Genomic DNA, 15,374 nt, shown 5'->3' on the forward strand with positions numbered 1-15,374 from the left:
AGCCAAGATCCAGCGGCTGCACTCACATATCGCCAATACCCGCCGCGATTACCTTCACAAGGTCACAACGACTATCAGCAAAAACCACGCGATGATCGTCATTGAGGATTTGAAGGTTGCCAGCATGTCAAAATCAGCAGCGGGCATGACCAGTCAGCCGGGGCGCAACGTCCGGGCAAAATCAGGGCTGAATCGTTCGATATTAGATCAGGGCTGGTTTGAGCTGCGCCGCCAGCTCGAATACAAGCAGGCATGGCGAGGTGGTCAGGTGTTGGCGATAAACCCGGCCTACACCAGCCAGCAGTGCGCCTGTTGTGGGCATACTGCGAAGGATAACCGCCAGACGCAAAGCCAGTTTAAATGCGCTGCGTGTGGTTATGAGGCGAACGCCGATGTGAATGGCGCTCGCAATATTTTAGCGGCGGGACACGCCGTTTTAGCCTGTGGAGGCGCGGTGCAATCAGGCCGCCCGATGAAGCAGGAACCCGGTACTGCGCGAGCAGCTATCACCCAGTAATGGGAATCCCCCTCCTGTGACGCGAAGCGCTAAGGTGGGGGAGGATGTCAACGCCCAGGATCACCAGCTCACCGATATGGACGGGACAGTGAGTCGTGAGAAGGTGATCCGGATGAACCAGCTTTTCTGCATGCTCCGGAAATGAAATGTCGTAGGTGTACATCATGCTCTCCTTGCTTTGGCTGACGCCTCAATCTGGTACAGGGTATGGCAGCAGAAGGGCGCCCTCGCAAGTAGGACAGGTTGACACCCGCGCTTAGACGGTATGCAAAATCGCCAAGACAGCTTGTCTGGGTTGTCGCGTCTGATACAATCCCCCGCTGTACCTCTCAATGGATGGCCTTGCACACGCCATATGGTGTGCCACTGCCGTGTACCAACCGTATTGTGAACGGTGAAACTCGGGAGTGAACAGCTGGACATGAAAGGGTTTCTCCAACCTGCATGTGGCCTTTGGTAGGGGTCACCACTGTATAAGGAAACACCTAATGCCAATCATTACTCTGCCTGACGGCAGCCAACGTCAATTTGCCCACGCCGTTTCCGTCATGGATGTGGCCGCGGACATCGGTCCCGGTCTCGCCAAGGCGTGCATTGCCGGTCGGGTAAACGGTGAACTGGTGGATGCCTGTGAGCTGATCGAAACCGATGCCTCCCTGGCCATCATCACCGCCAAAGACGAAGAAGGTCTGGACATTCTGCGCCACTCCTGTGCTCACCTGCTGGGTCATGCCATCAAGCAACTCTGGCCCCAGACCAAGATGGCCATCGGTCCCGTCATCGACAACGGTTTCTACTATGACATCGATCTCGACCGCACCCTGACCGACGAAGATCTGGCTGCCCTGGAAGAGCGCATGCTGGCGCTGGCCGCCAAGGATTACGACGTCATCAAGAAGAAGGTCTCCTGGCAGGAAGCACGTGACGTGTTCGAAGCCCGTGGCGAGACCTACAAGGTCGAGATCCTGGATCAGAACATTGCCCGTGATGACCAGCCCGGTCTGTATCATCACGAAGAGTACATCGACATGTGTCGCGGCCCGCACGTGCCCAACATGCGTCATTGCCACCACTTCAAGTTGCAGAAGATGTCCGGCGCCTACTGGCGCGGCGACTCCAACAACAAGATGCTGCAGCGCATCTACGGCACCGCCTGGGCCGACAAGAAGCAGCTCAAGGCCTATTTGCAGCGTCTGGAAGAGGCCGCCAAGCGCGACCACCGCAAGATCGGCAAGCAGCTCGACCTGTACCACATGCAGGAAGAAGCGCCGGGCATGGTGTTCTGGCACAACGATGGCTGGACCATTTTCCGCGAGCTGGAAACCTTCATCCGTGGCAAGCTCAAAGAGTACGACTATCAGGAAGTGAAAGGCCCCTTCATGATGGATCGCGTGCTGTGGGAGCGTTCAGGTCACTGGGAAAAATACGCCCAGGCCATGTTCACCACCCAGTCCGAAAACCGCGAGTACGCCATCAAGCCGATGAACTGCCCGGGTCACGTGCAGATTTTCAACCAGGGTCTGAAATCCTACCGCGATCTGCCGCTGCGCATGGCCGAGTTCGGCTCCTGCCACCGCAACGAGCCGTCAGGCTCCCTGCACGGCCTGATGCGGGTACGGGGTTTCACCCAGGATGACGCCCACATCTTCTGTACCGAAGAGCAGATCATGGAAGAGGTGTCTGCGTGCATCCGCATGGTCTATGACGTCTACGGCACCTTCGGTTTCGAAAACATCGTGGTCAAGCTCTCGACCCGTCCGGAGCAGCGTATCGGCTCTGATGAAGCCTGGGATCGTGCCGAGGCCGCGCTGGCCGAGGCGCTGGAACTCAACGGCCTGAAGTACGACCTGCAACCGGGCGAGGGGGCTTTCTACGGTCCCAAGATCGAGTTCACCCTGCACGATTGCCTTGATCGTGCCTGGCAGTGTGGTACCGTGCAGCTCGACTTTGCCCTGCCGGGCCGTCTTGGCGCCACCTATGTGGGCGAAGACAACGAGCGCCACATCCCCGTGATGATCCACCGCGCCATTCTGGGCTCGCTGGAGCGCTTCATCGGGATCCTGACGGAAGAGTACGCCGGTCTGTTCCCGACCTGGCTGGCACCGACTCAGGCCGTGGTCATGAATATCACGGATAACCAGGCCGATTATGCGGTGAAAGTTGCCAAGGCATTGAATGATGCGGGCCTTCGCGCAAAAGCGGACTTGAGAAATGAGAAGATTGGCTTTAAAATCCGCGAGCATACTTTGAAGCGAGTACCCTTCATGCTGGTCTGCGGCGACAAAGAAGTAGAAGCCGGCAAGATTGCAGTGCGTACTCGTAAAGGGGCTGACCTGGGCTCTTATCCTGTTGAAGAGCTGATTGCTCTGTTGACCCAGGAAGTTCAGACCCGCGGACAAAAGAAAGTGGAGGAATAAGCTATAAAAGGCGGAAAAAAACTGGGCAAGCAACCGCAAGCCCGCGCTCACCGGATCAATGAAGAGATCCGTCTGAAAGAAGTTCGTCTGACTGGTCTGGATGGTGAAGCCATTGGCATCACCTCCATTCAGGATGCGCTGAACTTGGCCCTTGAGGCAGGAGTGGATCTGGTCGAGATCAGTCCGAACGCTGAGCCGCCCGTTTGCCGGATCATGGATTACGGCAAATTCCTCTACGAAAAGAGCAAGACCACCAAAGAACAGAAGAAAAAGCAGAAAGTCGTCCAGGTCAAGGAAATCAAATTCCGTCCTGGCACCGACGAAGGCGACTATCAGGTAAAACTACGCAACCTGGTTCGCTTTCTGGAAGACGGGGACAAGGCAAAGGTCACCCTGCGCTTCCGTGGTCGTGAAATGGCCCACCAGGATCTTGGTATCAAGGTTCTCGAGCGCGTCAAGAACGATCTGGAAGAGCTGGCCGTAGTCGAATCGTTCCCGAAAGTCGAAGGCCGTCAAGCTGTGATGGTCCTCGCACCCAAGAAGAAATCTTAAGGCCCACAAGAAATTGACTCATGGGGCTGGCCCCATGAGTCGGTTCGCCTTGCGATTTTGTTGTCACTCACAATGCGGAGTATGAAATGCCGAAGATGAAAACCAACCGGGGCGCCGCAAAGCGCTTCAAGAAGACTGGCTCAGGTCGCTTCAAGTGCAAGCACAACCACCTGCGTCACATCCTGACCAAGAAGAGCAGCAAGCGTAAGCGTCAGCTGGGACCGAAGTTCTTTGTTTCCGCTGCCGACCACAAACGTGTTGTCGCTTGTCTGCCGTACGCATAAGGGGGGATGTGAAAAATGCCAAGAGTTAAACGTGGTGTGACCGCTCGCGCTCGTCACAAGAAAGTAATGAAAGCCGCCAAGGGTTACTACGGCGCCCGTTCCCGTGTCTACCGCGTAGCGGTACAAGCGGTAACCAAAGCTGGTCAGTATGCCTACCGTGACCGTCGCCAGAAGAAGCGTCAGTTCCGTCAACTGTGGATTGCGCGTATCAACGCTGCAGCCCGTCAGAACGGTCTGTCCTACAGCCGTCTGATCGACGGTCTGAAGAAGGCTTCCATCGAGATCGATCGCAAGATCCTGTCCGATATCGCCGTTCACGACAAGCTGGCTTTCACCGCCCTGGTTGAAAAAGCTAAAGCAGCTCTGGTCTAATCCAGCTCTGTTATAAAAATAAAGGAGGCTCAGGCCTCCTTTTTTGTTGCTCATTTTTGAGCGTAGGCAGGTAGCATGCCAGGTTCATGAATGCTTTATCCTTCCATATGCCAACAAACTAGAACAAACGACGCTTGTCTTAATCCTGTTGCATCTGGCTTGTGGCTTTATCCATATAACAAAATGATTTGCAGGGAGAAAAGCCCGTCATAACTATGGTCAGCCAAGGGGCTTTTTTTGTATTATTCCCCTCTTGACCTTATTTAGCCTAAAGGCTCCTGTTCCGGGAGTGGTGACGAGGAAGACATGCAACAGCTTGAAGAAGTAGTCGGCCAGGCCAAGGCCGAAATTGAGGGCGTGAGCGACATCGCCGCCCTCGACGAAATCCGGGTCAAATATCTGGGTAAAAAGGGCTTTTTTACCGAGCAGATGAAGGGACTGGGTGCCCTGTCCGCTGAAGAGCGTCCCGCAGCGGGCGCCGTGATCAACCAGGCCAAACAGCAGGTTCAGGATGCCCTAAACGCGCGTCGTGAAGCCCTCGAAGTCGCCGTGCTGAACCAGAAGCTGGCCGCCGAGACCATCGACGTCAGCCTGCCGGGCCGCCGCATCGAGAATGGCGGTCTGCACCCGGTGACCCGCACCATCGAGCGCATCGAGCGCCTGTTTGGCGAGATGGGCTTCAAGGTTGCCCGTGGTCCCGAGATTGAAGATGGCTTCCACAACTTCGATGCGCTGAATATCCCGGCTCACCACCCGGCGCGTACCGATCACGACACCTTCTACTTCGATCCTGATCTGATGCTGCGTACCCACACCTCCGGTGTGCAGATCCGCACCATGGAACATCAGCAGCCGCCGATCCGCATCATCGCGCCGGGCCGCGTCTATCGTAACGACTACGACATGACCCACACCCCGATGTTCCACCAGGTCGAAGGCCTGCTGGTTGACGAGCATGCCAGCTTCACCGAGTTGAAAGGCATCCTGCACGACTTCCTGCGCAACTACTTCGAGGAAGACTTGACGATTCGCTTCCGTCCTTCCTATTTCCCGTTCACCGAGCCGAGCGCCGAAGTGGACGTGATGGGCAAAAACGGCAAGTGGCTGGAAGTGCTGGGCTGCGGCATGGTGCACCCGAACGTGCTGCGTTCGGTCGGCATCGATCCGGAAAAATACTCCGGCTTTGCCTTCGGCATGGGCGTTGAGCGCCTGACCATGCTGCGTTACGGGGTCAATGACCTGCGTGCCTTCTTCGAAAACGACCTGCGCTTCCTCAAGCAGTTCAAGTAAGGGCGAGAGAACATGAGATTCAGTAAATCCTGGGTGATGGAGTGGGTCCGCACCGAGTTGAGTGACAATGCACTGGCCGAGCAGATCACCATGGCCGGTCTGGAAGTGGACGCCGTGGAAGCGGTAGCCGGCCAGTTCAACAATGTGGTGGTGGGTGAAGTGGTCGAGTGCGCCCAGCACCCGGACGCCGACAAGCTGCGGGTGACCAAGGTCAATGTGGGCGAGGCCGAGCTGCTGGACATCGTCTGCGGTGCGCCGAACTGCCGCGCCGGCCTCAAAGTGTGCGTGGCCAAGGTCGGGGCGACCCTGCCGGGTGATTTCACCATCAAGAAAGCCAAGCTGCGCGGCCAGCCGTCCCACGGCATGCTCTGTTCCTTCAGCGAGCTGGGCATCGACGTCGAAGCCGATGGCATCATCGAGCTGCCGCTGGATGCCCCCATCGGGACCGATATCCGTGAATACCTCGCGCTCAACGACGTCAGCATCGATGTGGATCTGACCCCGAACCGTGCCGACTGCCTCGGCATCGCGGGTCTTGCCCGTGAAATCGGCGTGCTCAACAGCGTGGACGTGGTCGAGCCGACCTGGGCGCCGGCTGTTGCCACTATCGATGCAACCTTCCCGATCCGGGTTGAAGCGTCGGCAGATTGCCCCCGTTATCTCGGCCGTGTCATCAAGGGGCTGAACCTGCACGCCCAGAGCCCGCTCTGGATGCAGGAGAAGCTGCGCCGTGGCGGTATTCGTTCCATCGACGCCATCGTTGACATCACCAACTACCTGCTGCTGGAATACGGCCAGCCGATGCACGCCTTCGACCTGGCGACGCTTGAAGGGGAACTGGTGGTGCGTCGCGCCAAGGCCGACGAGCCCATGACCCTGCTCGATGGCAACGAGGTGAAGCTCAAAGAGACCACGCTCGTGATTGCCGATGCCAAAGGCCCTGCCTGCATGGCCGGCATCTTCGGCGGCGATCGCACCGGTGTCTCCGAGACCACCACCGACATCCTGCTGGAGTGCGCCTTCTTCGCGCCGCTCTCCATCACCGGCCGTGCCCGTGCCTACGGTCTGCATACCGATTCTTCCCACCGCTTCGAGCGCGGGGTGGATCCCGAGCTGCAGGCCAAGGTGATGGATCGTGCCACCCGTCTGCTGCTGGACATCTGCGGCGGTGAAGCGGGTCCGGTCATCGAAGTCAAATCCGATGCCCATTTGCCCAAGGCTGCCCCCATCAAGCTGCGCCGCACCAAGCTCGACAAGGTGATCGGCATCAGCGTGGCGGATGCGCAGGTGGTCGAAATTCTGACTCGTCTGGGCATGCAGGTAACCGTGGATACTGACGGCTGGACCGCGCTGGCTCCCTCCTGGCGTTTCGACATCGCCATCGAGGAAGACCTCATCGAGGAAGTGGCCCGCATCTACGGCTACAACAACATCCCGAACCTGAAACCCGCCGCCTCTCTGGCGATGGTGGAGCAGGCTGAAGGGCAGGTGACCCTGAAGCGGGTACGCGACCTGCTGGTTGATCGCGGTTTCCAGGAAGCGATCACCTACAGCTTCGTCGATCCCAAGACCCAGCAAACCCTGTTCCCGCAGAGCGATGCCATCGTGCTGCCGAACCCGATCTCGGTCGAGATGTCCGCCATGCGCGTCTCTCTGTTCCCGGGTCTGGTGCAGGCGGTGGTCTACAACCAGAACCGTCAGCAGCCACGCGTGCGCCTGTTTGAGCAGGGCCTGCGTTTCATCAAGGACGAGAATGCCGAGAACGGCATCCGTCAGGAACCCATGCTGGCCGGCATCATCACCGGCAACCAGGGGGACGAGCACTGGGATGTCAAGGCCCGTCCCGTCGACTTCTTCGATCTGAAGGGTGACCTGGAAGCGGTACTGGATCTGACTGCCGAAGGGGCTACCTTCACCTTCGAGCGCACCGAGCACAGTGCCCTGCATCCGGGCCAGAGCGCAGCCATTCTGCGTAATGGCGTCGTGATCGGCCACATCGGCGTGATCCATCCGAGCCTCGAGAAGAAGCTGGGGCTCAAGAGCCGCGCTGTCATGTTCGAGCTGGAGCTGGACAAACTGACGCCGGCCAAGGTGCCGGTTGCTGCCGAAGTATCCAAGTTCCCGGCCAACCGTCGCGACATCGCCGTGGTGGTTGACAGACAGATCCTGGCAGGCGACGTTCTGGCAGTAATTAAAAAAGTTGGCGGAAATCAGTTAGTTGGAATAAACTTGTTCGACGTATACCAGGGCGCTGGTATGGCAGAGGACAAGAAGAGCCTGGCCATCAGCCTGGTGTTGCAAGACACCCAGCGCACCCTGGAGGAGAAAGAGATCGCCGAGACCGTGGACAATGTCGTGCGGGCCCTCGGTGAAGAGTTGAATGCATCCTTGAGGGATTGATCTATGGCGCTTACCAAAGCCGACATTGCAGAGCACCTGTTCACCCAGCTCGGGATGAGCAAGCGTGAAGCCAAAGATATGGTGGAAGCCTTTTTTGAGGAGATCAGACAGGCGCTCGAGCGTGGCGAACAGGTCAAGATTTCCGGCTTCGGTAACTTCGATCTTCGCGAGAAGAACCAGCGTCCCGGACGCAACCCCAAGACGGGGGAGGATATTCCCATCAGCGCCCGTCGCGTGGTGACCTTCCGGCCCGGCCAGAAGCTCAAGGCCAGGGTAGAAAATGTTGAACCCAACGAGTGACAAAAAGCCAGGCAATCGCCTGGCTTTTCCATTCCGATGATAAAAATCCTTCTGTTGTCCGGCGCGCTGCTGGCCTTGCCACTGCGTGCCGCCATACTCCCGCTGTCACCGGGTGCCCAGGCTTATGCCGATTCGCTCACCGGACTGACCTTCTGTTACCCGGCCCTGCAACGTCCTCCCTATCTGGAGGCGGAGGGGGGCCTGCTTATCGATCGCATGACGCGGTTGGCAGAGCTGTTGCCGGTACCGGTGCATGTCGAGAAGCGGCCGAGCTGGGCAGCCATGACGCAGGATCTGCTGAACGGGCGCTGCGATCTCATTCCTCACGTCGGGCCTGCCCGGTCGAACTCGAGCGATACCGTCTTGAGCCGGGCCATGATGGAAGCGGAGTCCGCCATCCTCTATCGGGGTGAGCTCGATCAGGCGCAGTTTCTGGTGTCACCTATCTGGCAGGCCCAGGAGATCCTGAAGCGTCTCTATCCAGGTTCATCCCAGCAACAGCTGACCGATGCCGAGAACTGGTATGGTGCCCTGGTGGCCGGCAAGGGCAGCGCCTATCTCGGCGATTATCTGCAACTGCGCTACCTGATGCGGGAATTCCCGGATGAAGGGCTGCGCCTTCGTCGTCTTCGCAGCGATGATCTGGTCATCAGTTACCGGCTGATGATGCGCAACCAGCCCGAGTTGCTGGAGCTGGTGGATACGGCCATCCGCTATTTGCCGCCGGGCAGTCTCTACCGGGATCTGGGCAAGTATCTGCCTCAGGGTGAGCAGGATGTGAATCCTCTGCATTTTACCGACAAGGAGCAGGCCTGGCTGGTCGGCAAGGCCCACACCATCAAGATGGTGGCGGATCCCGGCTTCATGCCATACAGCGGTGTCAACCAGCAGGGAGAGCTCATTGGCTGGAGTGCGGATGTCTTGCGGGAAGTGAGTCGGCAGACAGGGCTGCGCTTCGAGCTGGTACCCGCCGCCAGCCGGGAGGAGGCGTTGGCATTGCTGCGCAGTGGCGATGCCGCCATGATGGTCGGGCTGATGGAGTCCGCCGCCCTGAACAAGGAGTTCGACTTCACCCGGATGGTGGCGACCAGCCGCTATGCTCTGGTCAGTCGCAGCAAGAGGGGGCCTGCCTCCCTCGCGGACGTCAGTGGCAAGGTGGTGGTCCCGAGAATGCTCTATGATCCCGGCCTGCTTGCCCGGTTCGGCCAGCATGAGTGGGAGGTGACCGACAACCTGCTGCAGGGATTGGCGGCGGTGCGGCATGGGGATGCCCAGGCCATGCTGGCGGAGTTGTACCAGCTCCAATATCCCATTCGAAACAACCAGTTGAGCGAGCTGACCATCACCGAATTGCCGGAGCGTTTCGGCCTCGGTTTTGCCATCCGGCCGGAACAGACCAGCCTGGCAGGGGTGCTGGATCAGAGCCTGATGACCCTCAATGATCGGCAGGTGGACGAGCTGGTGCAACGCTGGCGTCGCCTGGTGGTCAACCAGCAGGAAGGGGTCAGCTACGGTTTCTGGCTTGGCTCCGTGTTGCTGGCACTGCTGATCAGCATGGCGGTGATCTGGTCAGTCTGGCGTTCCCGCCAGCAACTGGCCCAGGAGGCCCGCGAGCGTCACAAGGTAGAGCAGGCGCTGGCGCTGGAAAGCAAGTTCAGGGAGTCTCTCTTCCAGGCGCTCCCCGTGCCCGTGTTCTTGCGCAATGACAAAGGGGAGGTGATCAAGCGCAACAAGCGGGCCAAGCGCATGGAGGCGCGCTACGCCGCCGATCTGGTGCTGCCCGCGCCACAGTTGCAGGGCGCCGAAGGGGAGCTGGCGCTGCACGAGCAGGTCTACTCCTATGCCCAGATCCCCTTGCGACTGGGCCCCCAGGCACCGGCAGGGGATCTTATCGCCCTCTCCGACATCAGCGCCCTGCGCGAGCGTACCCGCCTGCTGCGTCAGGCAGAGCGGCGCCTGCGCGCCCTCACCAATACGGTGCCCGGTGTGGTGCTGCAATTCACCCTGCTGGGGGGAGCCATCACCCGGGTGGAGTTTGTGAGCCGGGGCAGTCACGAACTGCTGGGGCTGGCGAGCCAGCAGATCCGGGTCAATCCCAACGAGACCCTGACTCGCATCTCCCACCAGGACAGGCGCGAGATGCGAGCCCCCATGCTGGCCATGCTGCAAGCCGGGCGACCTTTCTCCCATCTGCTGCGCTATCAGCACCCCGCCAAGGGAACCCGCTGGCTGCAATTTTCCGGCAGGGGGCGCCGTCAGGGGGAGGGGTGGCGGATCTACGGGGTGGTGCAGGATGTGACGGCCAGGGTGGAGCAGGAGCACTCCCTGCAGCTTTCCCACGAGCAGGCCCAGCAGGCCGTGCTTGCCAAGGGGCGCTTCCTGGCCGCCGTGAGCCACGAGATCCGCACCCCCATGAACGCCATGCTCGGCTTGCTGGAGTGGCTCGAGCAGACCGGACTCAATGCAGAGCAGGCCTCGGCTCTGGCCCATGTCAGGCAGGCGGGCAATGAACTGCTCGGGCTGCTCAACGACGTGCTCGACTTCAGCCGCAACGAGACGCGTCAGTTGCGCCTCTCTGTACAGCCCACGGATCTAGTGGAGCTGTGCGAACACGTGGCGGCGGTGCACTGGTCCAAGGCGCGATCCCGCCATCTGCAACTGCGCCTGGCGCTCGACCCGGCGCTGCCCGCCTTGATGGAACTCGATCCCCACCGGGTGCAACAGGTGCTGCACAACCTGCTCTCCAACGCCATCAAGTTCAGCGAGCGGGGAGAGGTGGTGCTCTGGGCCCGGCGACAAGGGGAGTGGATTTTGTGCGGGGTGGACGACGAGGGGCCCGGGATCAGTGCCGAGCTGTTGCCCCGGTTGTTCCTGCCCTTCGAACAAGGGGAGGAGCCTGGCCAGCCCAGAGCCCAGGGAACCGGGCTTGGGCTAGCCATCTGCCGCCAGTTGATGGAGCAGATGGGGGGCGAGATCCGGGTCGAGCCTCTGGCTCGCGGGGGTAGCCGTTTCCTCTGCTCGTTGCCCCTCAGGCATGCGCAGGAGAAGGCGCCCTGGCAACCGCGCGTCAAGACGGTCTCCCTACAACTGTTGCCCGGGGAGCTCGAATATATGCGGGCCTGGCTCGCAGAGTTTGGCGTGGCCGAGGATCCGGCGGCACCTTGCCTTGGGGCCATGCAGGACGATGGGGGCTTGCGCGCCTGGTACTGGCAGGGGGAACCCTGGATCCCGGGCTCCGTGGTCAGCCTGCTGCAGCCCAGACTCGTCCGTGGCGCCGAGGAGATCACGGACCTGCCGGGGGCAGGCAGGCGGGTGCTGCTGGTGGAAGATCACGAGGTGAACAGAATGCTGATCAGCATGCAGCTGGGTCAGCTGGGGGCCCGGGTATTGAGCGCGGCCAATGGCCGTCTGGCACTGGAGATCCTGCAATCGGAGTCGGTGGATCTGGTGCTGACGGATCTGCAGATGCCGGTGATGGACGGCGCCGAGCTCTGCAGGCAATTGCACGCCGATGAACGCTGGCAGCATCTACCCGTCTACGTGATCACCGCGGATCTCAGCGAGCAGGCGGCGCAGCGACTGGCGGAATGCGGCTGTCAGGGCCATCTGGACAAACCCGTCTTGCTCAGGGATCTGGCCGTATTGCTTCGTACCGTCTTTGGCCCCCATGACGGGGGGAAGGCACCGCAGCCAACGGCAGCCCTTTCCCTGCCCGTGTCCCTCAGCCCGGCCCTCGTAGACATCTATCTGGCATCGGTTCACCATGATCTGGCCGACATTGAGCGGTGTGTCACACAAGGGGACGAGAAGGCCCTCAATACGGCTTTACACAAGATGAAGGGGGCCGCCAAAATGGTGGGGGCTACCCCCCTGGTAGAGGTGATCGACCGTTGGCAGGAGGCCCCCGGACATCCCCTTGCAGCCGCCTTGAGGCAGTGCGTGGAAGAGGTCTGCCGACAACTGGGCGAGAGAGCATGAGATGATCATCACAGATGAAGAGTTGATGGACTTGCTGGAGTCTGATGACAGCCAGGAGCCAACTTTTTACCCGGTCAGCGTCTATGCCCTGGACGCCGTCTCCCATCTGGCGGTCAAGGGAGCGGGCCTGCCGGCCTATGCCAATCTGCACCGCACCCGACCCGATGCCGGCTGGCAATGGGAAGGACTGTTTGCCGCCGGGGCCATCGCCCTGTTTGATCCTGCCTCTCATCAGGGGGCCGACTATCTGCCTCATCTGTTGGCTCCCGGGGCGGGGATCTATCGCCTCAGCGATCCCTGGCTCGAGGGGTTGCAGGCACGGGAGCAGGGGTGGCGTGCCTGGCTCGCCCAGTGCCAGATCCTGCTGCTCGAAGATCACCCCTTCCAGGGAGCCTGCATTCAGCAGGAGATCCAGGGACTGGGGTTGCCCTGCCACTGGGTTCAGGATGGCGAAGGGTGCCTCAAGGCGCTGGAAGAGGGGGGCGTGAGATTGCTTATCTGTGATCTCAGCCTAGCGGAGCAGGATGCCATCAGCCTGCTGATGAGCCATCCCCAGTATCGCCACAGCGGTCTGCCCATCATCCTGCTCTCCGCTCATGATCAGACCCTGATAGACGGCGCCCGGCGTCTCCTGCACGATGCGGGTTTCAACGTGCTGGCCGCCCTGGCCAAGCCGCTGCAAAGCGACGATCTGCTGCGTCTGCTCAAGATGCTCTATCTTGGCCCCCAGCGTCAGCGCAGGCTGGGCGGGCTCAAGCGCACCGTGCGTAGCTGGCAGGGAGAGGCGAGAGGACAGCTTGGGCTGCTGGCAGATGCGGCTTCCTGCACGCTGCCGATCTGGCTGAGCCTGAGCGGTCTTTCCCCTCACTGGGAGCCGCTCAAGCTCTGGCTCGAGCAGCATGGACGAGAAGCAAGCGAACTCACCCTGGTCATCCACCGACGGGATCACCTGCTGAGCCAGGCGGACCGTTTCGCCCTGGTGCTGCAGGCGAGCCTCGCGGGGGCCAGACTCGCGCTGCTGCTCGATCATGCCCAGCACCTGCCGTTTGATCTCATCGAGCGTCTGCCGTTGCAATCCTTGCTGCTCGGGCAACACCTGCTGCCCGAACTGGAGGCGATGGCTGCCGACTCCTTGCTGGCCCGCTTCATCCAGCGCTCCCGGGAGCTTGGCATCGCGCTCTACCTCGACGACCCCTTCAACCTGCAGGATGCCGCCCAGTGGCAGGATCGCGGCGTGGCAGGGCGCTGGTAAATGGCTCGCTATCTTTGCTGGCCGCTCGATGAGCCGCGCTTGTGGCAGGGAATGTCGGGTTGGACGGCTCCCGCCTCACGGGCCGCCTTGCCGATGACGATGGTGGTGGGGGGGCTGACTTGCCGCTTGCAGGAGCTGGCGGGCAGCGACCCGAAGCGAATATGCGCGGCCTATGACGCCTTGAGCGAGCAGAGCGTCTATTTGCGCTTCATGCGGGCCAAGCAGCCTGCGACGGCCGAGCAGCTCGCCTTCTTTCTCGACTACCCCAGAGAACCCCAGATAGGATTGCTGCTGACCGACGAGCAGGGGGGGCCGCTTGCCATGGCCCAGTCCGTTCGCCGGCGCCTGCACCCGGACAGGGCCGAGTTTTCCTGCATCGTCGCGGATCATTTTCAGCATCGCGGCGCCGGGCGTCGCATCCTGCTGGCGCTTGCGCGGCTGGCATACGGGGAGGGGATCCGGGAGTGGACGGCGGAAGTGCTCGGCCAGAATCGCCCCATGCTGGCTCTGCTCAAGGGGCTCGGGTTGCCGCTTACCCTGGTGACAGGACGGGAGATGGTCTTTGCCAGGCTGGATCTCGCGCCCATGGCGAGCTTTGTGCTCCCATCGGCCTAAGACCAAGGGCGAATGGGCCGCCTCTTGCTCCTGTGCTAAGGTCAGCCTGTTACCCGTTGGAGGAGAACAACCATGGTGCAGTCAGCCAAACATATCGTGATCCTCACCGGTGCCGGCATCTCGGCCGAATCCGGTATCAAGACCTTCCGGGCCTGTGATGGCCTGTGGGAAGAGCACATGGTGGAGGACGTGGCCACCCCTGAAGGCTATGCGCGGGATCCCGAACTGGTACAACGTTTCTACAATGCACGGCGCCATCAGTTGCAGCGCGCCGAGATCCACCCCAATCCGGCCCACTATGCATTGGCCCGTCTGGAGCGCCTGCTGCCGGGGCGCGTCACCTTGGTCACCCAGAACATCGACAACCTGCACGAGAGTGCCGGCAGCAAGAACCTCATCCACATGCACGGCGAGTTGCTCAAGGCCCGCTGCCCGGGCTCTGGTCAGGTGATCGAGTGGCGCGGGGATCTCCATCAGGAAGAGCTGTGTTCCTGCTGCCAGTTTCCCCACCCGCTGCGCCCCCATGTGGTCTGGTTCGGGGAGATGCCCCTCGGACTTGACCGCATCTACTCGGCCCTGGCTCAGTGCGATCTCTTCATCTCCATCGGGACCTCCGGGGCGGTCTACCCTGCCGCCGGATTCGTCCATGAGGCCGGCCTGAACGGTGCCCATACGGTGGAGCTCAATCTGGAGCCGAGCGAAGTGGGCAGCCAGTTTGATGAAAAACGTTATGGTCCGGCTTCCTTGCTGGTGCCCGCTTTTGTGGATGAACTCCTGCAAAGTTGCGGAGTGCATCAGCCTCTCTCCGTCGAGGGCCATAACTGGATGGAGATGCGGGGCCCCTAATTATTGATTTTTCACACAGTTGCATTGACCCACTGAAATCGCCACACTGGCTCCTAACTTCAAGATGCAGTTGGCACAACATGTCATGAACTTTCCAAGTAAGCGCCGCTAAATCGACCTACTTGCCTTCGTTGTATTGCGCCACTTTTTTTGCAATGGGCTCCAGCGGGACGTTCCATGGTAGCAGGGCTTCGAGTTTTTCCAGGCTATCGGCCTCGCCGATCTGCGCCAGCACATGGTTGATATACGCTGATGGCTCCAGGTCATTGGCTTTGGCTGTCTCCAGCAGCGAGTAGCAGGTTGCACTCATGTACAGGATCTTTAGCTACAACCAATTGAAATAGATAGAAAAAAGGCTTCGTTTGTGATCTGATTTAATCGCAAAAAAAAACCGACACGCCCGAAGCGTAAGTATTCACCGGAACAGTATTGACACAGGAAAAATGAGACGATCGTCTCTTGATCCCACTTTCCTGCTTGCTTGATCCTGCTCCTTAGATACGCTCCCCCCATGAGCAAAAACACCATGCATTCCGCGGGAATGCCCACCA

Annotated in this window: 13 protein-coding genes and 1 pseudogene; 12 read left to right on the forward strand and 2 right to left on the reverse strand. The window is 60.3% G+C overall.

Going from position 1 to position 15,374, the window contains the following annotated elements:
• The 12 genes from J9892_RS15615 to cobB all read left to right on the forward strand — a co-directional run.
• A partial coding sequence (locus J9892_RS15615; protein ID WP_210538574.1) for an RNA-guided endonuclease TnpB family protein occupies positions 1-517 on the forward strand: 517 nt, incomplete at its 5' end.
• A gap of 488 nt (positions 518-1,005) precedes the next feature.
• Positions 1,006-2,934 (forward strand): threonine--tRNA ligase, encoded by a 1,929-nt coding sequence (gene thrS, locus J9892_RS15620; RefSeq protein WP_052815417.1) that lies wholly within the window; start codon positions 1,006-1,008, stop codon positions 2,932-2,934.
• Between the two features lie 21 nt (positions 2,935-2,955).
• The gene (infC, locus tag J9892_RS15625; RefSeq protein WP_185219337.1) at positions 2,956-3,486 is read left to right on the forward strand and encodes a translation initiation factor IF-3; all 531 of its coding nucleotides are present in this window, start codon (positions 2,956-2,958) and stop codon (positions 3,484-3,486) included.
• A gap of 86 nt (positions 3,487-3,572) precedes the next feature.
• On the forward strand, positions 3,573-3,770 hold the full coding sequence (rpmI, locus tag J9892_RS15630) for a 50S ribosomal protein L35 (RefSeq protein WP_005300673.1): 198 nt from the start codon (positions 3,573-3,575) through the stop codon (positions 3,768-3,770).
• Between the two features lie 15 nt (positions 3,771-3,785).
• Positions 3,786-4,142, forward strand: a complete 357-nt coding sequence (gene rplT / locus J9892_RS15635) for a 50S ribosomal protein L20 (protein WP_010674800.1) — start codon at positions 3,786-3,788, stop codon at positions 4,140-4,142.
• Between the two features lie 306 nt (positions 4,143-4,448).
• Complete coding sequence (gene pheS, locus J9892_RS15640) at positions 4,449-5,432, forward strand: phenylalanine--tRNA ligase subunit alpha (RefSeq protein ID WP_041211447.1); 984 nt, start codon at positions 4,449-4,451, stop codon at positions 5,430-5,432.
• 12 nt (positions 5,433-5,444) lie between these two features.
• Positions 5,445-7,832 carry a phenylalanine--tRNA ligase subunit beta gene (gene pheT, locus J9892_RS15645; RefSeq protein WP_210538575.1) on the forward strand — a complete coding sequence of 796 codons (2,388 nt, stop codon included), beginning with the start codon at positions 5,445-5,447 and terminating at the stop codon, positions 7,830-7,832.
• 3 nt (positions 7,833-7,835) lie between these two features.
• Positions 7,836-8,132 carry an integration host factor subunit alpha gene (gene ihfA / locus J9892_RS15650; protein ID WP_005300715.1) on the forward strand — a complete coding sequence of 99 codons (297 nt, stop codon included), beginning with the start codon at positions 7,836-7,838 and terminating at the stop codon, positions 8,130-8,132.
• Between the two features lie 54 nt (positions 8,133-8,186).
• Positions 8,187-12,110, forward strand: a complete 3,924-nt coding sequence (locus tag J9892_RS15655; protein WP_114522999.1) for a transporter substrate-binding domain-containing protein — start codon at positions 8,187-8,189, stop codon at positions 12,108-12,110.
• Position 12,111: 1 nt separating this feature from the next.
• Entirely contained in the window at positions 12,112-13,362 is a 1,251-nt protein-coding gene (locus J9892_RS15660) for a response regulator (RefSeq protein ID WP_052815378.1), read from the forward strand.
• Complete coding sequence (locus tag J9892_RS15665; protein ID WP_052815379.1) at positions 13,363-13,977, forward strand: GNAT family N-acetyltransferase; 615 nt, start codon at positions 13,363-13,365, stop codon at positions 13,975-13,977.
• A 72-nt stretch (positions 13,978-14,049) separates the two neighbouring features.
• Positions 14,050-14,823 carry a Sir2 family NAD+-dependent deacetylase gene (gene cobB / locus J9892_RS15670; protein ID WP_041211443.1) on the forward strand — a complete coding sequence of 258 codons (774 nt, stop codon included), beginning with the start codon at positions 14,050-14,052 and terminating at the stop codon, positions 14,821-14,823.
• A 118-nt stretch (positions 14,824-14,941) separates the two neighbouring features.
• Here cobB and J9892_RS15675 read toward each other — a convergent pair.
• Together J9892_RS15675 and J9892_RS15680 are read right to left on the reverse strand one after the other, a co-directional pair.
• Positions 14,942-15,130: pseudogene (locus J9892_RS15675) on the reverse strand (transposase domain-containing protein); the annotation flags it as partial.
• 14 nt (positions 15,131-15,144) lie between these two features.
• A partial coding sequence (locus J9892_RS15680; protein WP_210538576.1) for a hypothetical protein occupies positions 15,145-15,374 on the reverse strand: 230 nt, incomplete at its 5' end.

The sequence above is a fragment of the Aeromonas sp. Prich7-2 genome (genome assembly GCF_017939255.1).
Classification (GTDB): Bacteria; Pseudomonadota; Gammaproteobacteria; order Enterobacterales; family Aeromonadaceae; genus Aeromonas; species Aeromonas caviae.

What these genes read in the sequence shown, in the direction of transcription:
- J9892_RS15665 (WP_052815379.1), top strand. Translation starts at nt 13,363, where the DNA reads ATGGCTCGCTATCTTTGCTGGCCGCTCGATGAGCCGCGCTTGTGGCAG.
- ihfA (WP_005300715.1), top strand. Translation starts at nt 7,836, where the DNA reads ATGGCGCTTACCAAAGCCGACATTGCAGAGCACCTGTTCACCCAGCTC.
- rplT (WP_010674800.1), top strand. Translation starts at nt 3,786, where the DNA reads ATGCCAAGAGTTAAACGTGGTGTGACCGCTCGCGCTCGTCACAAGAAA.
- rpmI (WP_005300673.1), top strand. Translation starts at nt 3,573, where the DNA reads ATGCCGAAGATGAAAACCAACCGGGGCGCCGCAAAGCGCTTCAAGAAG.
- cobB (WP_041211443.1), top strand. Translation starts at nt 14,050, where the DNA reads ATGGTGCAGTCAGCCAAACATATCGTGATCCTCACCGGTGCCGGCATC.
- pheS (WP_041211447.1), top strand. Translation starts at nt 4,449, where the DNA reads ATGCAACAGCTTGAAGAAGTAGTCGGCCAGGCCAAGGCCGAAATTGAG.
- thrS (WP_052815417.1), top strand. Translation starts at nt 1,006, where the DNA reads ATGCCAATCATTACTCTGCCTGACGGCAGCCAACGTCAATTTGCCCAC.
- J9892_RS15660 (WP_052815378.1), top strand. Translation starts at nt 12,112, where the DNA reads ATGATCATCACAGATGAAGAGTTGATGGACTTGCTGGAGTCTGATGAC.
- pheT (WP_210538575.1), top strand. Translation starts at nt 5,445, where the DNA reads ATGAGATTCAGTAAATCCTGGGTGATGGAGTGGGTCCGCACCGAGTTG.